We start from the raw sequence: 26,975 nt of genomic DNA, 5'->3' as shown, positions 1-26,975 counted from the left end.
CGACCACCGACGCGCCAGCAACGCAAGGCCACTCACTACCTCGAAGGACACCGACGATGACGAAACACACTGTTGACCGCGCACAGCTCGCGGTCGCGGTCCATGAAGCGGCTCACGCGGTCGTCGGCCGGGTGATGGGCCTGAGCGTCGCACGGGCGGTGATCCATCCGGCGGACGAACACGGCCACGCGGGCCGGTGCGAGTTCAGCCGCGCACCGCTCGGGACACCCGACGTTGTCGATCTCGCGGGTACGGTCGCTGAGCTGCGGTTTCAGCGCGGCCCGAGGTTCAGCTCGTTCGAGGTGATCGACCGTCTCAGCGTTCACCGCGACGACCGCCGCGCACTCACTGCGAGCGGCGACCCTGGAACGCTCGACCGCACGCGCCGCCTCATCGAAACGACCTGGTCGCCGATCCGCGAGCTTGCGGCTCGGTTGTACGGGTATCGCGAGATCAGCGGCGAGCAGGTCGACGCCGCGCTCAAGCTGTCCGAATACAACGACGAGAGCACCATGCAGCTCGCGGCGATCCGCTCGGGCCGCTGGCCCGCCGCTCGGCCGATCGTGCCCGGCGGCGGCGAGCTGTGGCGGCTACACCAGGGATGAACCCGAACGCGAACCGACCCCGTCGAGGTGATCTCGACGGGGTCGGTTCGTTTGTCGGTCAGCCGGTAGGGGTGGGCTGTGGAGCGGGTGTTGGTGGTGGCTGAATGACTGTAGTTGTTACCGCCGGTGGGACCGGCGGGTTAGGCGGCTTCGGCGCATCGTTCCCGCGAATCAGCGCGAACGGCGTCTTGCTCCAAGTCGACTGTGGCGTACCCAGCATCTGGCGACGAGTGATCGACTGCGTCGGTATCAAATGCACTTTGTGGTCCGCGTCCATGAATTTTGTCCACCGAACATCTGACGACAGCAAATAAACCGGCGCGAGCTGTGTCTCGCCGACAGTTAGGTGCTCTTGTGGGAGCCAGACACCGAGAAATCCGAGCCACACTATTAGCGGTGCGACCAAAAAGGCGATACCTAATGCCTTCGCAGCCTTTTCCGCCAGCGCCTTTATGCGCTCACCCCACGGCGCCTTTAGTTGAGTCGCCCAATACACCACGACCACGAGAAACATCACCAAAACCGCAAAGATGATCGCGTTGACCAGCATGTACCGGAGCGACATCGCGAAGAAGTCGATCACGCCAACGATCACGAGCCAGACGAGGAGCGTCGTCGTCTTCGGGCGCTTCTGTGCCTTCGGTGCCATAAACAATAGCAAGATCAACAAGAATACCCAGGTCAGAGCCGTACTTAGTAGCGGTAACGTCGTCGCGAGCACGAGCGCCGTCACATTCAGATTCTCTGTCAGCGACCTCAATGTCTCCGCATCGCCGCGTGACACAATCACCAAGTGCAAACAGGCCATCGCGACTGGAAGCAGACCGAGCAGCCAAAGCGACATCGTGCTGTTATCGCGCTTGGGCTTCCGTGGGGCCTGCAAGGCGGCCACAATGCCCGTTCCGATCTGCGTCAAGCTCGCTTGCAGATCTTCCCGCTGACGTCGAATCTGAGCATCGTCCGGCGGCCCCGAGGCGGTAGTCATACGCCGTACAGTAGGCGACCGGCGGTTGCAGCACACGTGGTCCACGACAAACCCTGTGGGCACAAACGATCGAGTGGCTACACTTTGGCTACACGTTCGGTTGATCGGCGTTGATCCAAGTTGATTCAACGTAACCCGAATATCGCTGCCTGCCAATCTATTACGTCAATCGACCGAGGTCGGAGCGAGGCGCGTTTAGAGTTCGAGTCTCACCGAGGGCACCATCACACCCCTGCCGGCCTCCGGCCGGAGTGCGCCCACTGAGTTCGAGTGGCATCCCGGAGGGCGCACCATGAAACCCCTGTTCAGCAGGGGTTTTCTGCTATCGGAGTGGCATCCAGACCGACGGTGCGGGACCGGATACGCCGGTCGAGGTCATCGACTCCCTATCGTGAACGGCCACCACGCGAGAGCCGATCAGTCGAAGACGCGATCGTCCTGAAGGAACTCCACGAGTATCCCGTCCGGGTCGGCGATGAAGAAGTACCGCACGCCGGTACGCCCCTCTGTGATGGCGGTCGAGGCAGGACACAGACCGCGCCGGGTGAAGTCACGCAACGTTTGTTCGACGGAATCTACTTGCAGACCAAAGTGTTTCACGCCGATCTCGGGCAGATCGGTGACCAGATCGCGAGCCGCATCCGGCAGCGGTTCCGATGCGGCGAAGGTGAACAACTCCAGGATCATCCCGTCGAGGCGCAGGTGGGACACCGACATGGACGCATCGGGAGCGTCGTAACGCATCACTTCCCGAAAGCCGAACTGTGCGTAGAACCGGGCCGACCTCTCGATCGATGCCACGCTGATCGCCACATGGTGCACGGAGAATCTCATCCGGCAACTATCCCCGCCCGGAAACGCAACCGACAAACTCCCATTGCAGGGCGTAGAGGAGTAAGGAAGCCGCGGCCCCGCGGACGGCGGCGCCGACGGCTCCGCCTGGAAGTCACGACGGTGAAGAACCACGCACCACCCCCATCCGGCCCACACGCATAGATGTGTCGTCGGTCACTATCCAGCAACCTCTCAGGACCAATTCAGGAACCTGTGGGTAATCTCGCCGTGTCCTTGCCGATACCGAACTGTTACGAAACGAACGGACCCAGCCGTGCCTCGACACCGACTGACTGCCCAGACGCCGACACCCTTCTCGATCGACACGGAGCAACGCCCAGGATCGCGCGGCCAACACCGGGCCGTCACATCCACGCCTATTCGCGCCCAGGCCGGCGCCCTCGCGGTCTTCGCCGGCGCGATCGGACTCGCGGCTGGTGGCGCCGCCAACGCGAACGCGCATCCGACGTCGACCCCGCCCGTCCCGGCCCTGCCGTCGAACATCACGCTCCCCGAGAACGTCGCGCTGCCCTCGAACCTGAAGCTGCCCCCACAGCTCGACGAGCTGACACGCGACCTGCTGCGCCCGAACCTCTCGGTGCCGGGCAGGAAGCAGGCTGTGAAGCCGACCAACGGCACCGTGACCTCGGGTTACGGCTCGCGCTGGGGCACCCACCACTACGGCGTCGACATCGCCGCCAAGATCGGCACGCCGGTGTATGCCGTCACCGACGGAGTGGTCCTCGAATCCGGTCCGGCGTCGGGTTTCGGCCAGTGGATCCGGGTCAGCCAGGACGATGGCACCACCGGCGTCTTCGGCCATGTCGACCAGAGCTTCGTCCACGCCGGCCAGCACGTGCAAGCGGGTCAGCAGATCGGCACCGTCGGCAATCGCGGCGAGTCGACCGGCCCGCACCTCCACTACGAGGTCTGGGACAAAAGCGGCAGCAAGATCAATCCGCAGGTGTGGCTGAACAAGCGCGGCGTCCATCCGTGACGATGGGCCCAGCGGGCTACCTGTCATCCACGAATCCGAGCTCGCCGATTCGCCAGAGTCACTCCTTGCACGACATGAGCGTCAGCGGCGATCCGAAGTCACATACCGACAGAACAACCCGGTAGCCCCAGGTCACGCGCTGAGCACCCCGGCCTGCTGTCACTGCCTACTGGTCGCGGTGGGGCGCACCACATAGGTGACCCGGTCGGCGACGTCGCCGGGTGGTCCATCCATGGTCAGGCCGTACCGTTCGGCCAGTGCGGCGAAGATCGCCCCCGACGAATCGTCGTCGATGCGTTCGACGACTCCACGCACCTCCAGATAGCGGTAGGGCTGATCGGGGTCGTTCACCGAGATCGCCACCGCGGGATGGGCGGTCACATTCACATACTTCTGGCGTGTCCTGGTGTTGGTGAAGTACAGGTACTCACCGTCCCAGGTGAACCACATCGGATTGACCTGCGGTGTGCCGTCGGGTCGGATGGTGGCCAGATGGGCATACAGTGGCCGTTCCAGCAGATCGCGATGACTGGCCGGTATGGTGGTCATGTTCTTCTTTCTGTTGTGGTGCACTGCTATTCGCGTCCCGAGGAGATCCAGGTGGGGTCAGAGACGATGTTGCGATCCCCGGCGACCAGACCCGCGACGGTGTCGAGCTCGGCAACCGCGGCGTCGTCGAGGATCAGGTCCACCGCAGCCGCGTTCTCCCGGAGCCGTGTGATCGAACGGGTTCCGGGAATGGGCACGGTGCCCACCCCCAGCCGACGTCCCGCGGCGTACAGCCACGCGAGTGCCACCTGGGCGTTGGTCGCCCCCACCCGCCGCGCCACATCGGTGACGACGGCCACTGCGCGCTGGTTGGCATCCCAGTTGTCACCGATCCGGGCGGTCTGACCGCGAAGGTCGGAATCGATCTGTTCACGGGTCAGGGTTCCGGTGAGGAAGCCCCGACCGAGGGGCGAGTAGGGCACGAAGCCGACACCCAGTTCGGCAGCGGCCGATACAACGCTGGTCTCGACATCGCGTGACCACAGACTCCACTCGCTCTGCACCGCAGCGATGGGGTGAACCTGCTGTGCGGCAGCGAGTTCCGATGCCGTCACCTCTGATAGCCCCAGGTGGCGTACCTTGCCCGCGCTCACCAGTTCGGCCATCGCGCCGACGGTGTCGGTGATCGGCACCTCGAGATCGCGGCGGTGCATGTAGTACAGGTCGATCACGTCGGTCCCGAGGCGTCGCAGGGATGCCTCACAGGCGCTGCGCACATACTCCGCATCACCGCGTGTGCGTCGGTTCCCGAAGCCGCCGCCGGCACCGATCCGGCCGGTGATGCCGAACTTCGTCGCGACGGTGACCTCGGCGCGGCGGGTCGCGAGGAGCCGACCGACCAGCTCCTCGTTGGTCCCGGCGGGACCGTCTACCCCCGGCGGCGGTGTGCCGTAGACGTCGGCGGTGTCGATGAAGCCGATCCCGGCATCGACGGCGGCGTGCAGAACCGCCAACGCGGTGTCGTCGTCGGTGCCGCCGTACACGTGTGTCAGCGACATCCCGCCGAAGCCGAGGGCAGAGGTCGTCAGACCGTCACCCAACTCGATTGTCCGCATGTATCACTTTCTCTCTGTTGATTGTTCGCCGGTCCACCGCTGCTCGGCCAGCTCGTCGGGATCCTCGATCACCTGCTCTGTGCAGTCGAGCCCGGCGTCGATGAGTCGCCGGTAGTGGGCGATCTTCTCGTCGACGGCGGCGAGACCGTCGACGAGTTCCCGGATGCGGGACTCGATCTCCTCCCGGTGGTCCTCCAGAAGCCGCATCCGCCGCCCATGCGTCCGGGCTCCCTGCCCCACCATGGTCACGAAGTCGCGCATGTGGGCCACCGACATCCCGGTCTGCCGCAACCGGACCAGGAGTTCGATCATGCGGATGGTCGCGTCGTCATAGCGGCGCACCCCGGCCGCGGTCCGTGGCACCGTCGGGATCACGCCCTCGGATTCGTACCAGCGCAGGGTGTCACGCGAGAGACCCGTTCGCGCGGACACCTCCGCGATGGACTGGTCGTCGGAACTGGTCATGGAGCCACGGTAGGCCTTCGAGCGCACTCGAACGCAACGCCGCCGACTCGACGAATCCGAGATCATCGTCGGCGCATTCCCCTCCACACGCACCGTGCCCCACACGCACCCGGTATCCGGGGAACTCCGCCACAGTTCGGATCACGGCGCACCGTCGGGCTCGCTGCGTCAGGCGTTGCGTTCGCGGAATCGGTGTGTAGCGCGTTGCTGCTTGGTGATCGTCTTCCACTCGTCACGCCGACGACGTTCCGCGCGCGCGTCACCCCGATCGGCAGCCCAACGGCTCTCGCGCAGCATCCGCCCATAGCGGTCGAGGCGGGTGGCATCGAGTTCCCCGGCCTCGATTGCGTCCTGCACGGCACAGCCCGGCTCGGACCGGTGACCACAGTCGGTGAAGCGACAACCGGCCGCGAGTTCCTCGATGTCGGCAAAGACCTGGTCGATGCCGACGCCGGCATCCTGGAGCCCGATCCCCCGCAGGCCCGGGGTGTCGATGAGCACCCCACCGCCGGCAATCGGGATCAGTTCACGGGTGACGGTGGTGTGGCGGCCCTTGTCGTCGGCCGCGCGCACCGTACCGGTCTTCATCCGGTCCGACCGCAGGATCGCATTCACCAGCGTCGACTTCCCAACACCGGACGGTCCGAGCACGACAGTGGTGCCGCGCAACCGATCCCGGATCTCATCGAGTCCGGTCCCGGAGACCGAGCTGGTGGTGATCACCTCCACGCCGGGAACCGCGGCGGCGAGATCGACGGCGGTCTCCTGTGGATCGGCGACGAACAGGTCGGCCTTGGTGAGGACGACGAGCGGTGTCGCGCCCGCATCCCAGGCGAGGGCCATGAGCCGCTCGATCCGCGACGGCCGTAGCCTGCCGGTCAGCGCCGCCACGACGAGGACGGTGTCGACGTTGGCGGCGAGGATCTGCGGAAGGGAGGTGCGCCCGGCCGAGGCACGACAGATCGCGCCCCGACGCGCGAGCAGGTCGACCACCTCGGTGGTGCCGCCCAGTCGCAGCGCCACCCAGTCACCGACGACGACACCGCCGTCGGTCTCGGTGACCCCGACCGCGGCGGTGGATGCCCGCAGCGTGCCGACCGGGGTGAGGGCGACACATCGGCCGCGGTCGACACGCGCGACGCGACCGGGGACCAATCCCTGTGCGGCATGGTCGGAGAACTCTGTCGTGCGGAGGGTATCCCAGCCGATGGAGGTCAGGTCGACGGATTCTTGGTGGCGAGAAGACATATGAGGTCCTTGGGAATGATGGGGCGGGAACCACTGGGGGTGCTGCGGGCAGCACGGACGACGACGGTCATCGATCCCGCTCCTCTCTCGGACTCACATGTTCAGAGGACGCGACGCTATCGGAGTTCCTGTCCACCGCGCAATCGGTTTTCCGATCACCTCCCCGACTCCGATTCGGTCGACAGCTGCTGCACATGTCCACCTCCCGGTGCCGCCGACCGACCACCTGTCGTGACGGTCCCTCGCGAGGCCGGTGCAGGGGCACCACCAGCGTCGGCACTAGGCTCGATGGGTGGCGATTGCCCGTCGACGGACACGAACAGTGCTGAGGAGGTGCGTCATCGACACTCTCCGACTGACCGTGAACTGTTCGATCCTGTTCACCGACCTTCCACTGTTGCGCCGACCGCAGGCGGCACGCGATGCCGGATTCGGCGCAGTCGAGTTCTGGTGGCCCTTCGACTCCGCCGTTCCCTCCGATCGGGACGTGAACGGCTTCGTCACCGCGATCGACGACGCCGGGGTCCGCCTCACGCATCTGAATCTGGCCGCAGGCGACCTCGCCGCCGGGGACCGCGGGCTGCTGTCGCACCCGACGGCCTCCCGCGAGTTCACCGACAGCGTCGACGTCGCCATCGGGATCGGCGGACAACTGGGCACGGCGGGTTTCAACGCGCTGTACGGCAATCGCCTCGACGGCCTCGACGTCGACGTCCAGAACGAGCTCGCCACAACCAATCTCGCCGTCGCCGCCCGCGCCGCCGCGACCATCGGCGCCGACATCCTCCTCGAACCGATCAGCGGGATACCCACCTACCCGCTGACCCATGCCGCCGACGCGATCGCCGCCGGTGAACGCGTCCGCCGCGAGCACCACGTCGACAACGTGAAACTGCTCGCCGACCTGTATCACCTGACGGTCAACGGTGACGACGTCGAGCGTGTACTCGTCGGGTTCGCCGACCGGATCGGTCACGTCCAGATCGCCGACGTACCGGGCCGTGGTGAGCCGGGCACCGGGACACTGGATCTCGCCGCCCATCTCGCCACCCTCGACGCGCAGCGATACCCGGGGTGGATCAGCCTCGAACACCACGCCACCCGGCCCGACCCGTTCGACTGGATTCCGGGATTCCCGGCACCGTCCTCGACCGACCACTGATCGTTCCCACCGCAAAGGATCGCCATGGCCACAATCGCATTCATCGGACTCGGCGTTATGGGCAGCCCGATGTCGATCAACCTGGTACGCGCCGGACACACCGTGACCGGGTACAACCGGACCGCCTCGCGCGCAGCCGATCTGGTGCACGCCGGCGGAACGGCGGCGGGCTCTGTCGCCGAGGCCGCCACGGGTGCCGACATCGTCATGCTGAACGTCCCCGATTCCGGCGATGTGGAACTGGTCCTCACCGCCGACGACGGCGTGTTCGCCCACGCCGCACCCGGCACGGTGATCGTCGACTTCTCCACCATCCGGCCCGATGTCGCGATCCGGATGGCAGACCTGGCCCGCGCCCGCGACCTCGAGTTCCTCGACGCCCCGGTCTCCGGCGGCGAGGAGGGTGCGGTGGCCGGCTCCTTGTCGATCATGGTCGGCGGCTCCCCGGACGCCTTCGCGACCGTCGCACCGGTCCTCGACGCGGTCGGCGGGACCGTCGCGCACGTGGGCCCGAGTGGCAGCGGGCAGACGGTGAAGGCCGCCAACCAGCTGATCGTCGCAGCCAACATCCAAGCCCTGGCCGAGGCGATCGTCTTCCTCGAGGCCCACGACGTCGACACCTCGACGGCGGTCCGGGTCCTGGCCGGCGGACTGGCCGGGTCGGCGGTCCTCGACCACAAGGCGGCCCGGATGATCGCCCGCGACTTCGAGCCCGGAGGCCGGATCGATCTGCACCACAAGGACCTCGGGATCGTCACGGCCGCAGCACGCGAGGCCGGGGTGGTCGTCCCGGTCGGATCGCTGATGGCCACCCTGATGGCGTCGGCACGCGCCAACGGCGACGGCGGCCTCGACCACGGGGCCCTGTTCCGCGGCGTCGAGCGCCTGTCCGGCCGATTCGACGGCTGACGTGCCCGCGTCATCAGGGGCCCGACCCGAACACCGCTCACCACCGTTGCCGTCGCGCGCGCTGCCCGCGCCGATGCCGATCCGGCTGCGGTATGCCCTCCCCGTCGTCCTGCTGGTCCTGTTCGTGACCGGATGGGGTGCCAATCATTTCGCGTCGATGATCCCCGTCCTCAAGGCCGACGAGGGACTGTCGGCGACGGTCCTCACCGGGGCGTTCGGGATCTATGCGCTCGGACTGCTGCCCGGCCTGTTCGGTGGCGGCACGCTCTCGGACCGGACCGGTCGACGTCCGGTGGTGCTCTCCGGCGCCGCCGTCGCCGGACTGGGCAACCTGGCGATGGTCGTCTGGCATGACTCCACCGGTGTCCTGGCGGGCCGGCTGGTCGTGGGTCTGGGCGCCGGACTGACGATCGGCGCCGGCACCGCTTGGGCCGGTGACCTGCGTGGACGGTCGGGAGTGACATCGGCCGGCGTCGTCCTCACCACCGGATTCGCGCTGGGCCCGGTGATCACCGGTCTACTGGCCGAACTCGTCGCCCATCCGTTGCAGATCCCGTTCCTCGCCACCGGGATCGTCTCACTGGCGGCGGCTGCGGTCGGTACGGTGCTGACCCCCGGCGGCCGCCCCCACCATGCGCATCCGAACGGGATGATCGACGACAACGAGCGGTCGGTGGGGGCCGCCTTGTCATGGTCGGTCCCGATGGCGCTGTGGGTGTTCTCGTCGGTGACGGTCGTGGTGGTGGTGATGTCGGCACGGATCGGCGACGACGCCTGGGGGCCCGGACTCGCCGCCGCCGTGGCCCTGGGCACGGGGGTGATCATCCAGTTCGTCGTCCGGCAGACGCATGCCGGCCCGATGGCCGGCGTCGTCGGCGCCGCATTGGCCGCGGTGGGTTTCCTCCTGTGCGCCGCTGGTGGCGCCCACCCCTCGATGGCGTTGTTCGTCGTCACCGCTGTGGTCCTCGGCCTCGCCTACGGGTTGTGTCTGCGCGATGGGCTGGTCGACGTCGAGACCAGGACACCACCTGCCCGCCGAGGCGCGGTGACCGGTGCGTTCTACGTCGCCTGCTACCTGGGTTTCGGGCTCCCGGTGCTCGTCACGACCCTCGCGCCGACCGTCGGCCTGACCACCCCGATGGTGGTGCTCGCCGCGGCGGCGATCGTCGCGTCGACGTCCCGGGCCGTGCGCCTTCGGCGACGATGATGCCCGCTCGATCCAGGCGCGTCCGCCCGTCTGTGGCAGACCACCGGCAGCCGACCTCGGTCGGCACGGCTGACGGACAGCACCGCTGGTCGATGCCACAGCAGTTGGGGCTCACAGGAATCGGACGGGGTCGGCCAGAGATCACACTCCGCACACGCACCGGCGGGGCCTGTGGCATGCGGCCGCACCCCATACGCTCTTCGGCGCCTTCCTCCCGTTCGGGCAGTTCGCGCTCGGCGGTCTCGCCGTCCTGGTGCTGCCGGCGCCGGTCTTCGGCACCTCGAAGGAGGCCGGGTCGCTGCTGGCAGCTGTTCGAGGACGCGGGCGTCCCCGAACTGGTCGACATCGGACTGGGGCTGGCCACGATCAGCATGGTCACCGGCGTCGTGGGTGGTTCTGCCCACGTCCGCTGGGCGGTGCGCAATCCGCGAATCCCGCTCAAACGCAACGAACTCCTGCAGCCCGACGAGCAGTACGACGTCGACGACATCCACCTCACCCCGGCAGACAAGCGGCCCGGGCCGACTCCGGGCTCCATCCCACGACCATCGCCTTCGCACTGATCGGTGTGACGATCCTGTTGTCGGTGGGCATCCTGTGGGCCGCGCGCGCCGTCGTGTCCGCGCTCGGCTCCGACATCCTCGACAAGATGCCGCTGTTCCCGGTCGCCGTCATCGGTGGCTTCATCGTCCAGTGGCTGGTCACCAAGACCGGGCAGGCCCATCACGTGGACAAGCGTGCCGTGGAGGGGATCTCGTCGATCGCCCTCGACGTCTTGCTGGTGTGCGCCATCGGCACGATGTCGCTGGCGACGATCGGCTCCAACGTACCCGCGATCGTCGTGTTCACGGTGATCGGCGTCGGGTGGAGCGGTCGCATTGATCGTGCTGGGCAGGCAGTTCCACCGCGACGACTGGTTCGAGCACGCCATCGCCGATTTCGGCCAGTCGCAGGGCAACGTGGCGACCGGTTTCGTCCTGGCCGACATGGCCGATCCGCAACGCCGCACGTCCACGGCGAACGCGTACGGCTACAAGCAGTTACCCTACGAACCGTTCCTCGGTGGCGGATTGATCACCGCTCTGTCGGTGCCGCTGATCGTCTCGATGGGGCTCGGGTTGTTCACCGCACTGAGTGCGGTGGCAGCGGTGCTCATCGGCGTATGGGGGATTCGGCGCAAGCCCACCCCGGAGGGCTGAGGACGACGCCTGCATCCCGGACATGCCAGGACCTTGCGGGCCTGGGACTTCCGATGTGACCCTGGGACTCCCGACGATCGGGGCCGGCGATCACTCCTGACTGAATTCTCGTAGGCGGGCCGCGTAGTCGGCGTTGAACGCGGCGAAGCGCGCTCGCAGCTGCTCCCCCGGCCAGTCCGTGGGCAGGAGCTCCGGAGGCAGGAGGGGATCGAGCTGAAGGTGCCGGAACACCTCCGCATTGGCGACGAATCCCGCGACCAGGGTGTCGGCATCGGCCATCACCGCGATCAGGCGCCACGCCTCGGCCGACCACGACGACAGGTCCCACAGGTCGGCGACAGGTGGGGTGTCGTCGCGAAACCGCCCGACGACGAACCTGCATGAGCCGGTGATGATCTCGTCGAGATCCTGGTCCAGATTGGCCGGCCTGGTCCACACCCCCTCACGCAACTCCGCGAACCGGGCCCGCAGCATCGCACGGCGAAACGCGAGCCGTTCCGATTGCGTCCGCGCGGTGGACACTAGTATCGCCACGTCCCAATCGCCGTCCCACGTCCCCGGGGGCGGTGACGCGTTGACCTCTTGTTCGCGCTGCCGTCGAACCTGTTTTTCGGTGAGCCGATAGACGCTGTTCGCGACAGTGGCGTCGTCGTCGGTCACCATCCTGGTCAATGCGACCCGCATCGTCTGTTCGGCGATCCCGAAAAGCCCACCGATCCGCACCAGGGCACTCACCGCGAGTTCTGGTGGGTGGTAGCCGAGTAGGGCGCTGATGGCGACCGATCGCGCCGTCATCGGTGTCACGGCAGGTAGAAGGCGTTCCGACACGCGACAACAGTACACCCGGAATTTTTGGCCATACCATTCACTCCGTCAATCAAATCGTATTACCGTTCTCAATCACGTGATACTTGTGTGTTACATCCGGACGGGCAATCGCCTTTCGGATTGCATTGAGGAGGTATGTCCCATGCCCTATCGATCGATTTACGCCCCCGATCTGCTGAGTGGGCAGGTCGTGATCGTCACCGGAGGCGGCAGCGGCATCGGCAGATGCACCGCCCATGAGCTCGCCGGCCTCGGCGCCCATGTGGCCATCGTCGGACGCAATCCCGACAAGCTCGAGCAGGTCCGCCACGAGATCACCGAGGACGGCGGATCGGTGTCGATCCATCCCGCCGACATCCGCGACGAGTCGGCCGTGGGCGATCTGGTCGACGCCACCCTCCAGCGTCATGGCCGCATCGACGGTCTGGTGAACAACGCCGGCGGGCAGTACCGGTCCGCCCTCAAGGACATCAGCACCAAGGGGTTCGAGGCGGTCGTGCGCAACAATCTGACCGGCGGATTCATCGTGATGCGCGAGGTCTACAACCGCGCGATGGCACAGACCGGCGGGTCGATCGTGAACATGATCGCCGACATCTGGAACGGCTGGCCGAACTTCTCGCACTCCGCCGCCGCGCGGGGCGGGATGTTCACGCTCACCGAAACCGCCGCAACGGAGTTCGCCGAGTCCGGCGTCCGGGTGAATGCCGTCGCCCCCGGTTCCATCGCATCCAGCGGCCTCGACACCTACGACACCAAGGACACCGAGTTCATCCAGTCCGGCGTGTCCTCCCAGATCCCCTTGCAACGTTTCGGAACCGAAGCCGAGGTGTCCGCCGCGATCGTCTTCCTCCTGTCCCCCGCCGCGTCGTTCATCACAGGATCCTGCATCCGGATCGACGGCGGCGCACCCAACGCGCGACGCGGCTGGTGGGACCTGCAACCCGCCCAGAACAATTCCCCGTTCGACGGCTTCCACCGGGCCGTCGAGCCCGCCATTCTCGCCGCAACCCATGCGTCGACAACCGAGTGACCCTCGCACGCAGCCACACTTCGGATCAAAAGGTGTTGCCATGTGGCGACATAGATCAATACGAGTACTCCCCGACATCGGACGGCACTGGTCGGCGACCCGCCCCGACAAGGTGGCACTGGTCGACGCAGCAGCCTCGATCACCTATCGCGAACTCGACGACAGAACCAACCAGATCGCCCATGCCGCCATCGATTCCGGCATTCGACGGGGTGATCGGATAGGTTACGTCGGCCCCAACTCCGTCAGCTTCTGGGAATGCTGGCTGGGCACGAACAAGGCCGGCGGGATCTTCGTTCCGCTCAACTGGCGATTCGCGGTTCCCGAGTTCGTGGCACTCATCGACGATGCCGGCCTGTCGATCGTCATGGTCGATTCCCAGCTCGTCCCCACGCTTGCGGAAGTCCGGGACCTGTGCGCTCGACCGTTCCAGATCGTGGTCTTCGGAACAGAACTCGAGGGCGAGACGGGCCTCGACCAGTGGATCGCCGATCAGCCCACCACGGACCCGGCGGTACCGATCCGGGTGGAGGACGTCTCGCTGCTGGCGTACACCTCGGGGACCACCGGGCGCCCCAAGGGTGCCCAGATCACCCATCGGGCATTCGACAACTGGTTCATGATGGCGTCGGTGGAGCCCACCGAGAGCTTCCACGACAACGACGTGGTCCTCATGATCATGCCGAACTTCCACCTGGCGGGATCGTGGCTCACGCTCTCCGGGATCTATCACGGCGCCACGATCGCCGTTGTCGGACAGTTCGATCCGGGCACCTTCTTCACCGCGGTGACGGCGTTCCGACCCACGGTGGTGTGCCTGGTACCCACCGCGATCCAGATGATCGTCCACCACCCCGACGCCGTTCACACCGACTTCGGTTCGATCCGCCGAATCCTCTACGCCGGATCGGCGATCTCGGCCGACACGATCCGTGCGGCCACCGACCTGATCGGCTGCGAGCTCGAACAGTTCTACGGGACCACCGAGACCTACATCATCACCATCCTCCGGCCTGATCAGCACGACCCGGACAACGCCGAACTGTTGTCCTCGTGCGGCAGCCCGTTCCCCTTCGTCGAGGTGCGGGTCACCGACGCCGACGGCCATGACGCCGCCGACGACGTCGTCGGCGAAGTGCTCGTGCGATCGCCGATCATGGTCGACGGCTACTGGAACAACCCCGATGCGACCGCGTCGGCCTTCGCGGGTGAGTGGTACAAGACCGGTGACCTCGGGCGGCTGGACGCCGACGGCAACCTGTACCTGGTCGACCGGGCGAAGGACATGATCGTCACCGGTGGTGAGAACGTCTATTCGGTCGAGGTCGAACGCGCCTTGAACACCCACCCCGCAGTTCGGTCGGCGGCGGTGCTCGGGCTTCCCAGCGACCGATGGGGTGAGCAGGTCACGGCCTTCGTCGTCACCGATTCGGCGGTCACCGAGGCGCAACTGATCGCCCACTGCCGAGATCACATCGCCGGATACAAGGTTCCCAAGGCGATCACCTTTCTCGATCAGCTGCCGACGACGCCGAGCGGCAAGGTCCGCAAGAACGTCCTGCGCGCGTCGGCGTCTCCGTCACTCGACCCCCTCCGCCCGATAGTTCGTCCGAACACAGGAAGTGATCATGAGCAAAGTCGTCTACGAGAAGCGTGATTCGGTCGCCTGGATCACCATGAATCGTCCCGAGGTCAAGAACGCAGTCGATGTCGAGATGCACGAACAGCTCTCCGCGGCGTTCGAGGACTTCCGCGACGACCCCCAGCTGCGTGTCGCCGTCCTGACCGGCGCCGGGGACACCTTCACCGCGGGCGCCGACCTGCGTACCCACGCTCCCGAATGGCAGACGGTGGGACCGATGGTGGGCAGGGAACGACTCGAGGACGGCCTCTCGGGCATCACGCGTGGTCCGCTCGCCCGGATCACCAAACCGATCGTGGCATCCATCGACGGCTGGTGCCTGGGTCACGGAATCGAACTGGCGATGGCCTGCGATCTCCGGATCGCCTCCGACAGAGCACAGTTCGGTACCTTCGAGGTCCGCCGTGGGATGCACTCGGCGGACGGCGGAATCGTCCGGCTGGTCAACACCTGCGGAGTCGGTTTCACGATGGAACTCGTCCTCACCGGCGAACCCGTCACCGCCGACCGCGCCTTCGCGGCGAACATGGTGAACCGGGTGGTGTCCCACGAGCAGCTCGCCGATGCCACCGAACTCCTGGTGCAACAGATCCTGCGTTGCGATCAGGCCGCGATCGAGTCGGCGAAGGAGACCGTCCACGAGATCATCGGACGTCCGCTCCACGACCAGCTCCGCGTCGAGGCGATGTGGGGTTACGCGCTGTGCGGGGGGAACATCACCGTCGAGTCGCGATCGCAGCAGTTCTTCGACAAGACCGACGCCGGGCGGGCCGGCGAGACGGCCACGCCGCTGACCGGCGGGAGGTGAGAGCGGCCCGGTGAGAACGGCCCGTCCACGAACCGGCCTCGCCGACGCTGCGAGTCGGGTCACCGCGGCGCCGCGGCACCGACCCCGCACCGTGCCGCATCCGTGAATCGACCACATCCGCGCCCCGACGGTGGGATCCTGCAGGCTGACCACCAGAAGCAGGATCCCACCTCGGGACGGGGCGGACATGACCAGCGAGAACAGCCCGGCCGACGGCCGCCCACGCGCCGAACGGCGGTGGACGGCATCGGCGTTCGTCCTGGTCTCGATGGCCGTGCCGTTTCTCCTGCCCGCCCGCTATTCACCGGGCACCGACTGGCTCCTGCCCACGATCGAGGGACTCGTGCTGGTGGCCCTGGTCATCGTCGATCCCGGGCGCATCGACCGGCCCGGACGTCGGGCACGTGCCCTCTCACTCGCCCTCGTCGCGGCGATCGCCGTCGGCGCGGCCTGGGGTGCGGGACGTCTGGTCTGGGACCTGTTGCACGGCAACCCCCAGACCACCGTGGCGACCGAACTGCTCATCTCGGGCGCCCTGGTGTGGATACAGACCATCATCGCGTTCGCATTCCTCTACTGGGAACTCGACAACGGCGGACCCGTCACCCGGCATCTACACCCGCGCACCCACCCCGACCTGGCGTTTCCGCAACAACTCGACCCGTCACTCGCCGCGCCGGGCTGGCGGCCGGTGTTCTTCGACTACCTCTACCTCGCGCTGACCAATGCCACCGCCTTCAGCCCCACCGACGTGATGCCCTTGGCCCGATGGGCGAAGCTCGCGATGGCGATCCAGTCGTTGCTGTCGATCGTGATCCTCAGCCTCGTCGTGGCCAATGCGGTCAATCTGCTCGGCTGAACGGCCTTTGGTCCAGAGTTGTTGCGGACGTGGTGAACTCACGGTGTTCCGAGAGCCGGACGACCTCGCCGGTGGCAGAGGAGTTCGATCACTCCGCAGAGGCGATGCGCACGACCATCTTTCCGATGTTCTCTCCGCGCATCATGCCCAGGAAGGCGTCGACCGCGTGGTCGATGCCGTCGACGACGGTCTCGTCGTACACGATCTCGCCGGCGGAGAACCACTGCGCCATCTTCTCGTTGAACTCCTTGGCGTAGCCGAGGTAGTTGCCCAGCGTGAAGCCCTGCAACGTGAGACCCCGCGTGATGATGTTGCTCATGTTGCGCGGACCGGGCTGCGCCTTGGTCTCGTTGTACGCCGAGATCGCGCCGCACAAGGCCGCACGCCCGCCGTCGTTGAAGACGTCGAGTGCGGCCTCGAGGTGATCGCCGCCGACATTGTCGAAGTAGACGTCGATTCCCTTGGGGGCACTGGCGCGCAACTGATCTCGGACCGAACCGGCCCGGTAGTCGATGGCCGCGTCGTAGCCGTACCGCGACGTCAGCAGCTCGACCTTCTGCGGGCCACCGGCCGAACCGATCACCGCGGAGGCACCGAGCAGGCGAGCGATCTGTCCGGCGGCGGTACCGACCGCACCCGCGGCACCCGAGATGAACACGACGTCACCGGGTTTCACACCGGCGATCACCGTCAGACCCACGTAGGCGGTCAGCCCGGTCATCCCGAGGATGCCCAGGTACACCGACGATTCCGAACCGGCCGGCGGCTCGGGCAGGCGACTGAACGCGGCGGCGGGCCCGGTGGACACATCACGCCAGCCGAGCTGGTGCAGCACGAGGGTTCCCACCGGCAGGTCCGCCGACCGTGATTCGACGACGCGACCGACGGCTCCGCCGCCCATCGTCTCCCCGAGCGCGAAGGGCGGGATGTAGGAGCGGGTGTCGATCATGCGACCGCGCATGTACGGATCGACCGAGATGAACTCGTTGGCGACACGCACCTCACCGTCGGCGAGATCGGCGAGCTCCACTTGCACGGCCCGGAAGTCGGCGGGTTCGGGCCAGCCGACCGGGCGGGAGACGAGTTGGATCTGGGTACTGGTGGACATGAGACCTCCTGATCTCGGTGGGTGATGCCGGGCGGGGTGTTCCCCGGCGTCAGACGAGTAGTGCGATGGTGACCGTGACGACGGCCAGCAGCGGGAAGAAGAGTTGGGTGATGGCCGCCTTGGCCTTGCCCGGCGACGAGATCAGCAGCACCAGGCCGGCGGCGAGCATCGACCCGGCCCCGGCGTAGACGAGTGCCGCCCCGACCGCGTCGGAGACCGTCCAGAGCCCGACGCCGACCAGTGTGATGACGGCCAGGAACAGGTTGTAGAAGCCCTGGTTGAAGGCCATCTCCCGGGTGGCCTCGGCCTCCTCGGCAGTGGTGCCGAAGGTACGGCGGGTGCGCTCGTCGGTCCAGCGCACGGATTCGAGCACGAAGATGTAGATGTGCAGTACTGCTGCCATAACGGCGCAGACGAGTGCGACGACCGCCATCGGGATTCCTTTTGTAGACCGAACGTTGCAGAACTATACTAGAACGGTCATTGCAGAATCTGTCAACCAAGGAGTCCTCATGGGACGCATCGCCGGCTACGACCGGAGTGAACTCATCCGGTCCGCACGCGACCTCTTCTGGCGTCGCGGCTTCGATGCCGTGTCGGTGGCCGAGGTCGAGGAGGCGACCGGGGTCGGCCGATCGAGCATCTATCACGCCTTCGGCAACATGCGCGGCCTGTTCGACGCCACCGTCGCCGACTATCTCGACGAGATCGTGCGTCCCCGACTCCGGCCGCTCACCGCAGACGTCGTCTCGCCCACCGCCATCCTCGACCACCTCGACGGACTCCGGATCGCCATCACCGCCCTCGCCGGCGACACCTCACCCCACGGATGTCTGCTGCTGACCTCGGCGGCCACGCCGATCGGCGACGACGCCGCGGTCCATCAGGTGATCAGCGACTACCACCGCGAACTGTCGCAGGCGGTGGCCAACGGAATACGCGCCCTGCTGCCCGACACCGACGACGCGGTGCGCCGACGGTTGACCATCCTCACCACCGGTTCGACCATCGCGGCGCTGACCCTGGCCCGCGTCGACGCCGACGCCGCCTGCGACACCCTCACCGCGGCCATCGCCACCCTCGAGGACGCGCGGGACGGCCGTCCGGCGTCCGCCGGCGGCGCACCTCACCGCGTCCACCCCATGTGAACGCCGTGTGCCAAACCGCTCACAACCCACCTCCCCCTTCCTGTCAGGTTTTCGGTCCAGGCATGATCTGCTGATCACCGATCACCCCTGGAGGTTCGATGTCTCCCGTGTCCGACCGTGAGTTCACGCTTCGTTTTCTCGCCGCACCGACCGACGCCACCACCCTCGGAGGTGACGTACGCGGCGGCAGGCTGCTGTCGTGGATCGACAAGGCGGCCTATGCCTGTGCGGCCACGTGGTCGGGCGGCTACGCGGTCACCGCCTACTTCGGCAACATCACCTTCACGCGCGGTATCGAACCCGGCGACATCGTCGAGGTGACCGCCACGCTGATCCACACCGGGACCTCGAGCATGCACATCCAGTGCACGGTGCGGTCGGCGGCACCGCACACCGGTGTCTTCACCGTGGCCAGCGAATGCCTGGTCATCTTCGTCGCGATGGGTGAGGACCGCAGGCCCCGTCCGGTCCCGCAGTGGGTGCCGGCGACCGACGCCGACCGCGCCGCACAGGAGTACGCGACCACCCGCATCCCCGTCCGCCGGGCGATCGAGGACGCGATGGCCGGGATGACCTATTCCGAGGCGGGCACCGCGCCCCGCTCCCAGACCCGGTTCCTGGCCGCGCCGACCGACGTGAACTGGGGCGGCAACGCCCACGGCGGGCGTGTGATGGAGTGGATGGACGAATCGGCCTACCTCAACGCCGCGCGCTGGTGTGGCGGGCGGTGCGTGTCCGCCTATGTCGGCGGCATCCGGTTCTACGCGCCGATCCACATCGGCGACGTCGTCGAACTCGATGCGCGGCTGATCCACACCGGCAAGCAGACGATGCACGTCTCGGTACATGTCCGGGCGGGCGCCCCGCACACCGGCGAGATGCGTGACTGCGCCCACAGCCTGACCATCGTGGCCGCCGTCGACGAGCAGGGCGATGCCACCGCGGTGCGGCGGTGGGTGCCGGTCTCCGACGAGGACCGGGCACTCGATGCCCACGCCCGCGAACTCATGGCGATCCGGGCGGCCCTGCCGCGGCGTCTGCAATGGCTGACCGCAACCCCGTGACCAACGGCGATCAGGTGACGTCCACGGTGTTCATGATGGCGAACCTCACCTGATCAGGGCGGTACCGATCGTCGGAGTACCCGAACGGCCGGCCCCTCGGCGTCGAATCCGGTCCGGTTCCCGCAGCAGCGCTGCCCCCTCGGCGATCGCGAGGGCCCGGGCATCGGCGGCCACGGCGTCGAACTAGCGACGCACGGACGCGAACTGCACAGCGCCTGCCGGATCGGTCCCCGACTCACCTGACACTGCTCCATGCGCGCGACCTCGGCAGGCAGTTCGTCGCCGGCCTGGTACTCGCCGGAGTCGATCTGGGTGCGGATGGCGTCGTAGATCTCCTGTTACCGCGGAGACACCCGGAACCTCCACCTGGAACCGTGTACCCACGAGATCTGTACACCTGGACGACTTGTCTACCCAACTCCGGGCGACGACGGCGAAATCCCACCGGGCCTGCGGCCTCGCCGTCAGGTCGTCGACGGCGAGGGCGAGGGCCATGCAGCACAGGCAGATCCGCACGCACTCGGCGACCGCTCGGTGGCGGGCACCCGATTCCAGTGCAGGACAGGGATGATCGCGGCGAGCGCAGCGGCACCGGCGAACCCGTAGAACAGCGTCGTGGTGCTGGCGTGGCCGAAGTTGCGGACCGACGCCCCGGCGACCTGATCGACATGGTCGACGACCGCAACCGAGAGTCCCTGACGGTGTGCGTGATAGGCGTGAGCGAAGCCGACGATGCCCGCGCCCACGACGACGTCGTAACGACGGAAAGACATCTCGGGCCTTGACGCTGTCATGTTTACACCTTTGCTGTCGCGTCAGACGCCGGACGCTCACCGCACCCCGGGGACCAGCCGCCCGTCCGTATATTCGACGACCACGGTCAGCACATACAGCGGAGCCTCCACCACCGGCTGCGGCAGTTCGGCGTACCGCCCGTCGACGGTGCACAGTTGCACGGGCAACACCGACAGCTCGTCCAAGAGCGCCCCGAAGATCGTGCTCACCTCCGACAGCCGACCAGGGAGCACGGCGCCGGCGATCCGTCGGCCGTCCCGGCCGATCACCCCCAGATGGTCGGGCACCGGACGGGTGGCGGCCGTCCGGAAGTCCGTGCCGGCCAGCGACCGCAACACGGCAGAGTTCTGCTCGTCGGTGCCGTCGAGGATGTAGGCCTTTCCACTGATCCGGCGGATCAGTCCAGTGGACGCCTCGGCGAATGCCCACAGGTTGAAGCACACCTCGTGCCGGTCGGTGGCGGCGCGGCACGGGATGCGACCGGTGTCGATGCTCATCGCAGGTCCTCTCGTCGTCGGATGCAGAGCCGATCAACGTAACAACCCGGCACCGACATCGGCAGACACCCTCGGTCGGATGACCGACATCGGTCCGTTGATGATGAGCCGGGACCCCTCCGCCGATCGAGCCGAGCACGCTTCGACTATCGAGCCGGGACCGAACATCGCGAGGACCCGTGTCGAAATCTCCGCAGCCCACGCTGGGCAGTGACCACCTCAGAGGTGGCCGCGTTGGCGACATCGGCCGTCTGAGGTTTCGACACGCCTCGTCGCTACGCTCCTCATCGGCTCAACCACCAACTAGCCGTTGATGATTGAGCCGGGACCGAGCCGGAAAGGCGAGGACCCGAGTCGAAATCCCCGCAGCCCACCTCGGGAGGTGACCACCTCAGAAGTGGCCGGGTCAGCGACGTCGGCCGACAGAGGTTTCGACACGCCTCGTCGACGACCCGTTGATGATTGAGCCGGGACCGAGCATCGCGAGGACCCGAGTCGAAATCCCCGCAACCCACCCTGGGCAGTGACCACCTCCAAGGTGGTCACGCTGGCGAGCCCGGCCGTCTGAGGTTTCGACACGCCTCGTCGCTACGCTCCTCATCGGCTCAACCACCAACTAGTCGTTGATGATTGAGCCGGGACCGAGCATCGCGAGGACCCGAGTCGAAATCCCCGCAACCCACGCTGGGCAGTGACCACCTCAGAGGTGGCCGGGTTGGCGACATCGGCCGTCTGAGGTTTCGACACGCCTCGTCGCTACGCTCCTCATCGGCTCAACCACCAACTAGCCGTTGATGATTGAGCCGGGACCGAGCATCGCGAGGACCCGAGTCGAAATCCCCGCAACCCACGCTGGGCAGTGACCACCTCAGAGGTGGCCGGGTTGGCGACATCGGCCGTCTGAGGTTTCGACACGCCTCGTCGCTACGCTCCTCATCGGCTCAACCACCAACTAGCCGTTGATGATTGAGCCGGGACCGAGCATCGCGAGGACCCGAGTCGAAATCCCCGCAACCCACGCTGGGCAGTGACCACCTCCAAGGTGGCCGGGTTGGCGACATCGGCCGTCTGAGGTTTCGACACGACTCGTCGCTACGCTCCTCATCGGCTCAACCACCAACTAGCCGTTGATGATTGAGCATCACACCCTCCGATGATCGAGCCGGGACCGAGCATCGCGAGGACCCGAGTCGAAATCCCCGCAGCCCACGCTGGACAGTGACCACCCCAGAGGTGGTCACGCTGGCGACATCGGCCGTCTGAGGTTTCGACACGCCTCGTCGCTACGCTCCTCATCGGCTCAACCACCAACGCTCAGTTGATGATCGAGCCGATCCGATCAGCGTACGGCGAGCGCGCGGACGAGGCCGCCGTCCTGCGGGATCATCGTGACGTTGCGGTGTCGCGGGCGTTCGGCTGGCCGGTCGTGGGTCTCCAGGTCCACGCGGCGCAGGATCTCGGTGACGACGGTGGTCAGCTCGGCCATCGCCAGCGCGGCGCCGAGGCACCGCCGATTCCCACCGCCGAACGGCAGGAGGGTGTGCGGTGCGGGCCGCACACCGAGGAAACGTCCCGGATCGAAAGCGAACGGCTGCGGATACAGATCGTCGCGATGATGCAGGAGCAGGATGCTGACCAGAACCGTCATCCCCGACGGCACCAGGGTGGTACCGAACCTCCAGGGCCGCAGCATCTCCCGGGCAACCATCGGCACCACCGGACGATTACGCATGGATTCGTTGAGCAGTGCGGCGACGTAGCCGTCGTCACCGGCAGCGACCGCCTCACGCGCATCGTCGTAGACACCGGGGTTGCGTGTCAGTCGCTCGAAGGTCCATGCCACGGTGTTCGCCGTGGTCTCGTGACCGGCGAGCACCAGGGTCAGCAACTCGTCACGGATCTCGCCGTCCGACAGCGGTTGCCCGTCCTCGGTGCGGGCGTCGAGCAGCAGTGCGGTGATGTCGGTGCGTTCGCGCCGGCCGGACTCCGCACGACGCTCGGCCAGGATCCCTGAGATCGCTCGATCCACCGGCCGGAGAACGAGTTTGGTGACACCCACCGGGTTCTCGCTGAAACCGTTCATCAGCTGCGCGGCGGTCGCCACCGGTTGTGTGGACATGTGCAGCGCGCGGATCAGCGCAGTGCGCAATGCCCGCTCGGCCTCGGTGGTGGGCCGACCGTCGGGGAGCCCGAACACCGCCGACATGATCACGTCGAGGGTCAGGTGCTGCGCCAGATCGGCCAGCCGCACCGGCTCACCCACCGGCCACGCGTCGATCCGTGCCGCGGTCGCCCGCTCGATGCTCTCCCGGTAGGCCGCCACCGACCGGCCGTGGAAGCGCGGCATCAACAGGGCCCGCTGCCCGCGATGACGCTCACCGATCGACGTCAGCACCGAGTTGGGGCCGACGATCGGCCGCAGTGGCGACTGCCGGGTGGCCGAGGGCGCGATCGCCGGGTCGGCGGTCATGATCGAGGTGATGTGCGCGGGATTGCACACCACCGTCACCGGACCCGGACCACCGGCGAGGTCGTAGCAGAGCACATCGCTGCCCCCGGCCGCGTCACCGAACAGCACGTCACCCTGCCGCCGCACGAATTTCACCGAGTTCCACAGGGATTCGATACGGACACGCTTCGACATCGGCGCCGGCGCCAACGCGTCGTCGTCGAGTTGCTCGGCACGCTCGTCACCGCCCGCGATCCCCGACGACGCGTCGGCCGATCGCAGATGCCACCCCGTGGTCGCCGATCCCGTCCGCGGGATCGCCCGGACCACCGTCCCCATCCGGGAGACCCCGTGTGTCAGTGCGTCTGTCATCGTCGTTCCGGTCATCTTTCTCTCCCCTCCCCTAGTGTGCGTATCCGGCTGCCGGCGGAAGGTCCCCGCCCGCCCGACGTTCCTGGGCCCGTCGCTGCCGGGCATCTTGTTCGGCTGCGCGGCGGGCCTGTGCCGCCGCACGCCGGCGGCGTCGGGCCTGCACCGTCGCACGGAACTCACGCTCGGCCATCGCCGCATCGACCTCACGTGACCGATAGTCGAGGCCGCGCGAATCGCGCAACAGCGCCCACATCACCAGTAGTACTCCCACACTAATCAGGGCGAACCACATCTCGGTCTCCTTTTCGTAGAACCGGCTCTCCGCGATGTGTGCCGGCGTTGACCATCACGCTATTGAGCGGATCACCGCAGGTCACCGGGCCGGAGACGGAACTCTGCGACCTTCTGCGGGTGGATACGGAATCCACCCCTGGGTGGAGGACCGGGACGCCTGTGCGGCGTTAGAATCGGCGGATGCGGTGGCTGATGGATCGATACCGCACCTGGTTCACACACGCCGGGTACGAGTATCCACCGGTGTACATGCTGATCTCCGACTGCGGCCTGCTCTTCTTCGTCGTATTCGCCGCGGTCCAGCGTGTGATCAGCGGTGTCACCGGCATCGACTGGCTGTTCGTGGCGCTGGCCGTCGGGTCGTCACTGGTGGCCGTGACCGGCGCGGTGGTGGCCTGCACCAAACCCCACGTCTGGATGTTGCCGCTCCTGCTGATCGGCACCGTGGCGTTCTTCTGGCTGGTGCCGACTCATGGTGATGTCGCCCCACTGGTCCTGGTCCTCGGGGCGGCGATGTCGGCCGGGGTCTCGTCATTGCGCTCCGGCGCGGTCTACACGCTCCTCTACACCGCTGCGGCGGTGATCGGCACCGTCCTCGGCGTCGTCGAGCAGGGCTGGGTGTTCATCCTGATGGTCGGATTCGGTGGCGCCGTCGGTCACCTGTTGCAGAAGCAGTTGCACCTGCTGGAGGTGGAACGACGCGAGCGTGGCCGCCAGGTGGCCCTCGACCGCGCGGCGATCGCCGGTGAGGTCCACGACGTGGTGGCGCATTCACTGGCGATCGTGCTGCTCAACGTCACCGCTGCGCGGCGTGCCCTGCAGGATGCGGGCCCGGCCGACCCCGCCGACATCGCCGACGCACTCGACGCCCTGCGCGATGCCGAACAACAGGGCCGGGCGGCGATGACCGACGTGCGGACCACCATCGACCTGCTCCGCAACGAATCGGCACCCACCACCGCCCAACCCGGTCTCGGTGACCTCGACGAACTCGTCGACGGATTCCGCCGGGCCGGCTCCACCGTGTCGTTCTGCCACCGCCCACCGCTGACAGCACTGAGCAGCGCCACCGAACTCGCGGTGTTCCGGGTGGTGCAGGAGTCACTCTCGAACGCGGCCAAACATGCACCCGGACACCCGGTACACGTCGTCGTCGAGCCCGACGCTGAACGCGGGTACGTCGTGGCGGTCCGCAACCCGGTCAGCCCGGGGACCCGCCGATCGGCCGGCGGCTACGGCCTGGCCGGGATGGCCGCACGGGTGGAGAACCTCAACGGCCGGGTCCGCACCGACATCAGCGGCGGGATGTGGCATGTGGTGGCCGAGTTCGACACCGACGGCACGCACGGATGCCCGCGGATCGCCGCACTGCGGGACGCGGTCACCGGTGAATCCGACGACGACGCGCCGACATCGACCGACGCCCCCGAACGCGGCGCGGGTGTCGTCGACGACCCGGCCGCCGACGCCCACCCCACCCGCCGCGATCCCGCCCATCTGACCTCGAGGAGTGGTACGTGAGCGACGAACCGATCCGGGTGATGCTCGTCGACGATCAGGAACTGGTCCGATCGGGACTGCGCCGAATCCTGCGTCGCAAAGACGGATTCGAGATCGTCGCCGAGTGTGCCGACGGTGACGAGGTGCCCGACACGCTGCGGTCGGCAGGGGCCGACGTGGTGGTGATGGACCTGCGGATGAAACGGATCAGCGGCATGGAGGCCACGCGGCGGTTGCGCGCCGGCGACTCCACCGACCATCCCGCCCCGCCGGTCCTGGTGCTCACCACCTTTCACGACGAGGAGTTGCTGTCGGAGGCGTTGCGGGCCGGTGCGGCCGGCTTCGTGCTCAAGGACTCCCCGGCCGAGGAACTGATCCGTGCGGTGCGGGTGGTGGCCGCCGGTGACGCCGTCCTCGATCCGGCGGTGACCGCCCGGGTCCTCGACACCTATCGCAGCGCCCCTGCGCCCGGCCGTGCGCGCGGTGCCGCGGCGCTGGAGATGCTCACCGCCCGGGAACGCACCGTGCTCGAGCTGATCGGGCGCGGGATGACCAACGACGAGATCGCCGCCGAACTGGTGATCTCGGTGGTGACGGTGAAAAGCCATGTGGGCAAGATCTTCCGGGCGCTCGGCGTCCGCGACCGTGCCGCCGCGGTGGTGTTCGCCTTCGATCATGGCGTGGTCGCACCGCGCGCGTGACGCCGACTAGGCTGGGCGGTATGAGTTTCGCGGGGTTTCCCGAGGCCGCCCTCGATTTCTACGACGACCTCGAGATCGAGAACACCAAGGCGTTCTGGGAAGAACACAAACAGACCTATCGCACCGCGGTGGCCGAACCCATGACCGCGCTGACCGACGATCTCGCCGACGAGTTCGGATCGGCCAAACTGTTCCGTCCCTACCGCGACGTACGGTTCTCGAACGACAAGACACCGTACAAGACCCATCAGGGCGCCTATGTCGCGGTGGCCCCCGCAACCGGCTACTACGTGCAGATCGGGGCACCCGGGGTCCGGGTCGGCGGCGGGATCTACGACGTCTCCACCGACCGGCTCGCCGCCATCCGATCGGCCATCGTGCACGAGCGCCACGGAGCCGAGCTGATCGAGATCGCCGAGACACTCACCTCGGCCGGGTGGGAGTTCGGTGGGGATCGGCTCAAGACCGCACCGCGCGGCTTCCCGAAAGACCATCCCCGGATCGCGCTGCTGCGGCACAAGACGTTCACCGCGATGCGCGACTACGGCTTCGACGAGATGATCCACACCCCCGAACTCGTCGAGCGCATCCGCGTCGACTGGCGCGAGACCACACCGCTGATCGAGTGGATCCTGCGGCACGGCAACGACGCCCCCTGACCG

Annotated in this window: 30 protein-coding genes and 1 pseudogene; 16 read left to right on the top strand and 15 right to left on the bottom strand. The window is 67.1% G+C overall.

All coding sequences use genetic code 11. The annotated features are described in order from the left end of the window. Window positions 1-56: 56 nt before the first annotated feature. Entirely contained in the window at window positions 57-605 is a 549-nt protein-coding gene (locus Q9K23_RS23925) for a hypothetical protein (protein WP_053777829.1), read from the top strand. 58 nt (window positions 606-663) lie between these two features. Here the strand turns inward: Q9K23_RS23925 and Q9K23_RS23920 are convergent, their stop codons facing one another. After that, window positions 664-1,590, bottom strand: a complete 927-nt coding sequence (locus Q9K23_RS23920; protein ID WP_053777828.1) for a hypothetical protein — start codon at window positions 1,588-1,590, stop codon at window positions 664-666. Window positions 1,591-2,007: 417 nt separating this feature from the next. Beyond that, window positions 2,008-2,424, bottom strand: a complete 417-nt coding sequence (locus tag Q9K23_RS23915) for a VOC family protein (protein WP_053777827.1) — start codon at window positions 2,422-2,424, stop codon at window positions 2,008-2,010. A 379-nt stretch (window positions 2,425-2,803) separates the two neighbouring features. Between Q9K23_RS23915 and Q9K23_RS23910 the strand changes: the two genes are divergently transcribed. Beyond that, window positions 2,804-3,421: a M23 family metallopeptidase gene (locus Q9K23_RS23910; RefSeq protein ID WP_261978005.1), complete on the top strand. Its 618-nt coding sequence runs from the start codon at window positions 2,804-2,806 to the stop codon at window positions 3,419-3,421. A 159-nt stretch (window positions 3,422-3,580) separates the two neighbouring features. Here the strand turns inward: Q9K23_RS23910 and Q9K23_RS23905 are convergent, their stop codons facing one another. The 4 genes from Q9K23_RS23905 to rsgA form a co-directional block, all read right to left on the bottom strand. After that, window positions 3,581-3,970, bottom strand: coding sequence for a PPOX class F420-dependent oxidoreductase (locus Q9K23_RS23905; RefSeq protein WP_053777873.1), 390 nt, complete (start codon window positions 3,968-3,970; stop codon window positions 3,581-3,583). A 26-nt stretch (window positions 3,971-3,996) separates the two neighbouring features. After that, window positions 3,997-5,025 (bottom strand): aldo/keto reductase, encoded by a 1,029-nt coding sequence (locus Q9K23_RS23900; RefSeq protein ID WP_020791670.1) that lies wholly within the window; start codon window positions 5,023-5,025, stop codon window positions 3,997-3,999. 3 nt (window positions 5,026-5,028) lie between these two features. Then, a complete protein-coding gene (locus Q9K23_RS23895; RefSeq protein ID WP_053777872.1) occupies window positions 5,029-5,490 on the bottom strand; it encodes a MerR family transcriptional regulator in 462 nt (153 codons plus the stop codon). 168 nt (window positions 5,491-5,658) lie between these two features. Next, the gene (gene rsgA / locus Q9K23_RS23890; protein ID WP_053777825.1) at window positions 5,659-6,738 is read right to left on the bottom strand and encodes a ribosome small subunit-dependent GTPase A; all 1,080 of its coding nucleotides are present in this window, start codon (window positions 6,736-6,738) and stop codon (window positions 5,659-5,661) included. 340 nt (window positions 6,739-7,078) lie between these two features. On the opposite strand from rsgA, the gene Q9K23_RS23885 reads away from it, so the two are divergent. The 4 genes from Q9K23_RS23885 to Q9K23_RS23870 all read left to right on the top strand — a co-directional run bounded on the left by Q9K23_RS23885 (window position 7,079) and on the right by Q9K23_RS23870 (window position 10,579). Then, a complete protein-coding gene (locus Q9K23_RS23885) occupies window positions 7,079-7,900 on the top strand; it encodes a TIM barrel protein (protein ID WP_053777871.1) in 822 nt (273 codons plus the stop codon). An 18-nt stretch (window positions 7,901-7,918) separates the two neighbouring features. Beyond that, window positions 7,919-8,809 carry an NAD(P)-binding domain-containing protein gene (locus Q9K23_RS23880; protein WP_261978004.1) on the top strand — a complete coding sequence of 297 codons (891 nt, stop codon included), beginning with the start codon at window positions 7,919-7,921 and terminating at the stop codon, window positions 8,807-8,809. Window position 8,810: 1 nt separating this feature from the next. Next, entirely contained in the window at window positions 8,811-10,016 is a 1,206-nt protein-coding gene (locus tag Q9K23_RS23875; protein ID WP_020789413.1) for an MFS transporter, read from the top strand. Between the two features lie 371 nt (window positions 10,017-10,387). Then, complete coding sequence (locus Q9K23_RS23870) at window positions 10,388-10,579, top strand: hypothetical protein (protein WP_261977997.1); 192 nt, start codon at window positions 10,388-10,390, stop codon at window positions 10,577-10,579. Window positions 10,580-10,739: 160 nt separating this feature from the next. On the opposite strand, the gene Q9K23_RS23865 is transcribed toward Q9K23_RS23870, so the two are convergent. Next, entirely contained in the window at window positions 10,740-10,865 is a 126-nt protein-coding gene (locus Q9K23_RS23865; protein ID WP_261977996.1) for a hypothetical protein, read from the bottom strand. A gap of 35 nt (window positions 10,866-10,900) precedes the next feature. On the opposite strand from Q9K23_RS23865, the gene Q9K23_RS23860 reads away from it, so the two are divergent. Beyond that, complete coding sequence (locus Q9K23_RS23860; protein WP_261977995.1) at window positions 10,901-11,215, top strand: hypothetical protein; 315 nt, start codon at window positions 10,901-10,903, stop codon at window positions 11,213-11,215. Between the two features lie 90 nt (window positions 11,216-11,305). Here Q9K23_RS23860 and Q9K23_RS23855 read toward each other — a convergent pair whose 3' ends face one another. Continuing rightward, a complete protein-coding gene (locus Q9K23_RS23855) occupies window positions 11,306-12,010 on the bottom strand; it encodes a PaaX family transcriptional regulator C-terminal domain-containing protein (RefSeq protein ID WP_053777822.1) in 705 nt (234 codons plus the stop codon). A gap of 175 nt (window positions 12,011-12,185) precedes the next feature. Here Q9K23_RS23855 and Q9K23_RS23850 point away from each other — a divergent pair, with 175 nt between their 5' ends. From Q9K23_RS23850 to Q9K23_RS23835, 4 genes are all read left to right on the top strand, one after another. Next, window positions 12,186-13,076: an SDR family oxidoreductase gene (locus Q9K23_RS23850; protein ID WP_020789421.1), complete on the top strand. Its 891-nt coding sequence runs from the start codon at window positions 12,186-12,188 to the stop codon at window positions 13,074-13,076. Window positions 13,077-13,116: 40 nt separating this feature from the next. Beyond that, window positions 13,117-14,733 carry a long-chain-fatty-acid--CoA ligase gene (locus Q9K23_RS23845; protein WP_020789420.1) on the top strand — a complete coding sequence of 539 codons (1,617 nt, stop codon included), beginning with the start codon at window positions 13,117-13,119 and terminating at the stop codon, window positions 14,731-14,733. Continuing rightward, the gene (locus Q9K23_RS23840) at window positions 14,705-15,526 is read left to right on the top strand and encodes an enoyl-CoA hydratase/isomerase family protein (protein WP_152972810.1); all 822 of its coding nucleotides are present in this window, start codon (window positions 14,705-14,707) and stop codon (window positions 15,524-15,526) included. Before Q9K23_RS23845 ends, Q9K23_RS23840 begins: the two co-directional genes overlap by 29 nt. Window positions 15,527-15,713: 187 nt before the next feature. Then, a complete protein-coding gene (locus Q9K23_RS23835; RefSeq protein WP_305950304.1) occupies window positions 15,714-16,385 on the top strand; it encodes a hypothetical protein in 672 nt (223 codons plus the stop codon). Between the two features lie 88 nt (window positions 16,386-16,473). Here the strand turns inward: Q9K23_RS23835 and Q9K23_RS23830 are convergent, their stop codons facing one another. Both Q9K23_RS23830 and Q9K23_RS23825 read right to left on the bottom strand, forming a co-directional pair. Further along, window positions 16,474-17,493 carry an NADP-dependent oxidoreductase gene (locus Q9K23_RS23830; protein ID WP_053777820.1) on the bottom strand — a complete coding sequence of 340 codons (1,020 nt, stop codon included), beginning with the start codon at window positions 17,491-17,493 and terminating at the stop codon, window positions 16,474-16,476. A gap of 49 nt (window positions 17,494-17,542) precedes the next feature. Next, on the bottom strand, window positions 17,543-17,926 hold the full coding sequence (locus tag Q9K23_RS23825) for a DUF1304 domain-containing protein (RefSeq protein WP_020789415.1): 384 nt from the start codon (window positions 17,924-17,926) through the stop codon (window positions 17,543-17,545). A 79-nt stretch (window positions 17,927-18,005) separates the two neighbouring features. Here Q9K23_RS23825 and Q9K23_RS23820 point away from each other — a divergent pair, with 79 nt between their 5' ends. Beyond that, window positions 18,006-18,641 carry a TetR/AcrR family transcriptional regulator gene (locus tag Q9K23_RS23820; protein WP_053777819.1) on the top strand — a complete coding sequence of 212 codons (636 nt, stop codon included), beginning with the start codon at window positions 18,006-18,008 and terminating at the stop codon, window positions 18,639-18,641. A 98-nt stretch (window positions 18,642-18,739) separates the two neighbouring features. Continuing rightward, window positions 18,740-19,705 (top strand): hotdog domain-containing protein, encoded by a 966-nt coding sequence (locus Q9K23_RS23815; RefSeq protein ID WP_053777818.1) that lies wholly within the window; start codon window positions 18,740-18,742, stop codon window positions 19,703-19,705. A 53-nt stretch (window positions 19,706-19,758) separates the two neighbouring features. Here Q9K23_RS23815 and Q9K23_RS23810 read toward each other — a convergent pair whose 3' ends face one another. From Q9K23_RS23810 to Q9K23_RS23790, 5 genes and pseudogenes are all read right to left on the bottom strand, one after another. After that, window positions 19,759-20,013 (bottom strand): GntR family transcriptional regulator, encoded by a 255-nt coding sequence (locus tag Q9K23_RS23810; RefSeq protein WP_305950569.1) that lies wholly within the window; start codon window positions 20,011-20,013, stop codon window positions 19,759-19,761. Between the two features lie 315 nt (window positions 20,014-20,328). After that, window positions 20,329-20,478: pseudogene (locus Q9K23_RS23805) on the bottom strand (FAD-dependent oxidoreductase); the annotation flags it as partial. A gap of 57 nt (window positions 20,479-20,535) precedes the next feature. Further along, window positions 20,536-20,997 (bottom strand): hypothetical protein, encoded by a 462-nt coding sequence (locus Q9K23_RS23800; protein WP_020792808.1) that lies wholly within the window; start codon window positions 20,995-20,997, stop codon window positions 20,536-20,538. Between the two features lie 1,339 nt (window positions 20,998-22,336). Further along, window positions 22,337-23,818 carry a cytochrome P450 gene (locus Q9K23_RS23795; protein WP_261977993.1) on the bottom strand — a complete coding sequence of 494 codons (1,482 nt, stop codon included), beginning with the start codon at window positions 23,816-23,818 and terminating at the stop codon, window positions 22,337-22,339. Window positions 23,819-23,849: 31 nt separating this feature from the next. Next, a complete protein-coding gene (locus Q9K23_RS23790) occupies window positions 23,850-24,110 on the bottom strand; it encodes a hypothetical protein (RefSeq protein ID WP_152972809.1) in 261 nt (86 codons plus the stop codon). A gap of 182 nt (window positions 24,111-24,292) precedes the next feature. Here Q9K23_RS23790 and Q9K23_RS23785 point away from each other — a divergent pair, with 182 nt between their 5' ends. The 3 genes from Q9K23_RS23785 to Q9K23_RS23775 are packed head-to-tail and all read left to right on the top strand — an operon-like array spanning window position 24,293 to window position 26,972. Continuing rightward, window positions 24,293-25,633 (top strand): histidine kinase, encoded by a 1,341-nt coding sequence (locus Q9K23_RS23785; RefSeq protein ID WP_305950303.1) that lies wholly within the window; start codon window positions 24,293-24,295, stop codon window positions 25,631-25,633. Then, entirely contained in the window at window positions 25,630-26,313 is a 684-nt protein-coding gene (locus Q9K23_RS23780) for a response regulator transcription factor (RefSeq protein WP_261977992.1), read from the top strand. Before Q9K23_RS23785 ends, Q9K23_RS23780 begins: the two co-directional genes overlap by 4 nt. A 20-nt stretch (window positions 26,314-26,333) precedes the next feature. Then, window positions 26,334-26,972 (top strand): DUF2461 domain-containing protein, encoded by a 639-nt coding sequence (locus tag Q9K23_RS23775; RefSeq protein WP_020789985.1) that lies wholly within the window; start codon window positions 26,334-26,336, stop codon window positions 26,970-26,972. Window positions 26,973-26,975: the final 3 nt, after the last annotated feature.

The sequence above is a fragment of the Gordonia sp. NB41Y genome (assembly GCF_030718915.1).
Lineage (GTDB): Bacteria > Actinomycetota > Actinomycetes > Mycobacteriales > Mycobacteriaceae > Gordonia > Gordonia desulfuricans.
The sequence above is the reverse complement of the archived record's forward strand: the minus strand, read 5'-3'. Positions and strand labels throughout refer to the sequence as shown.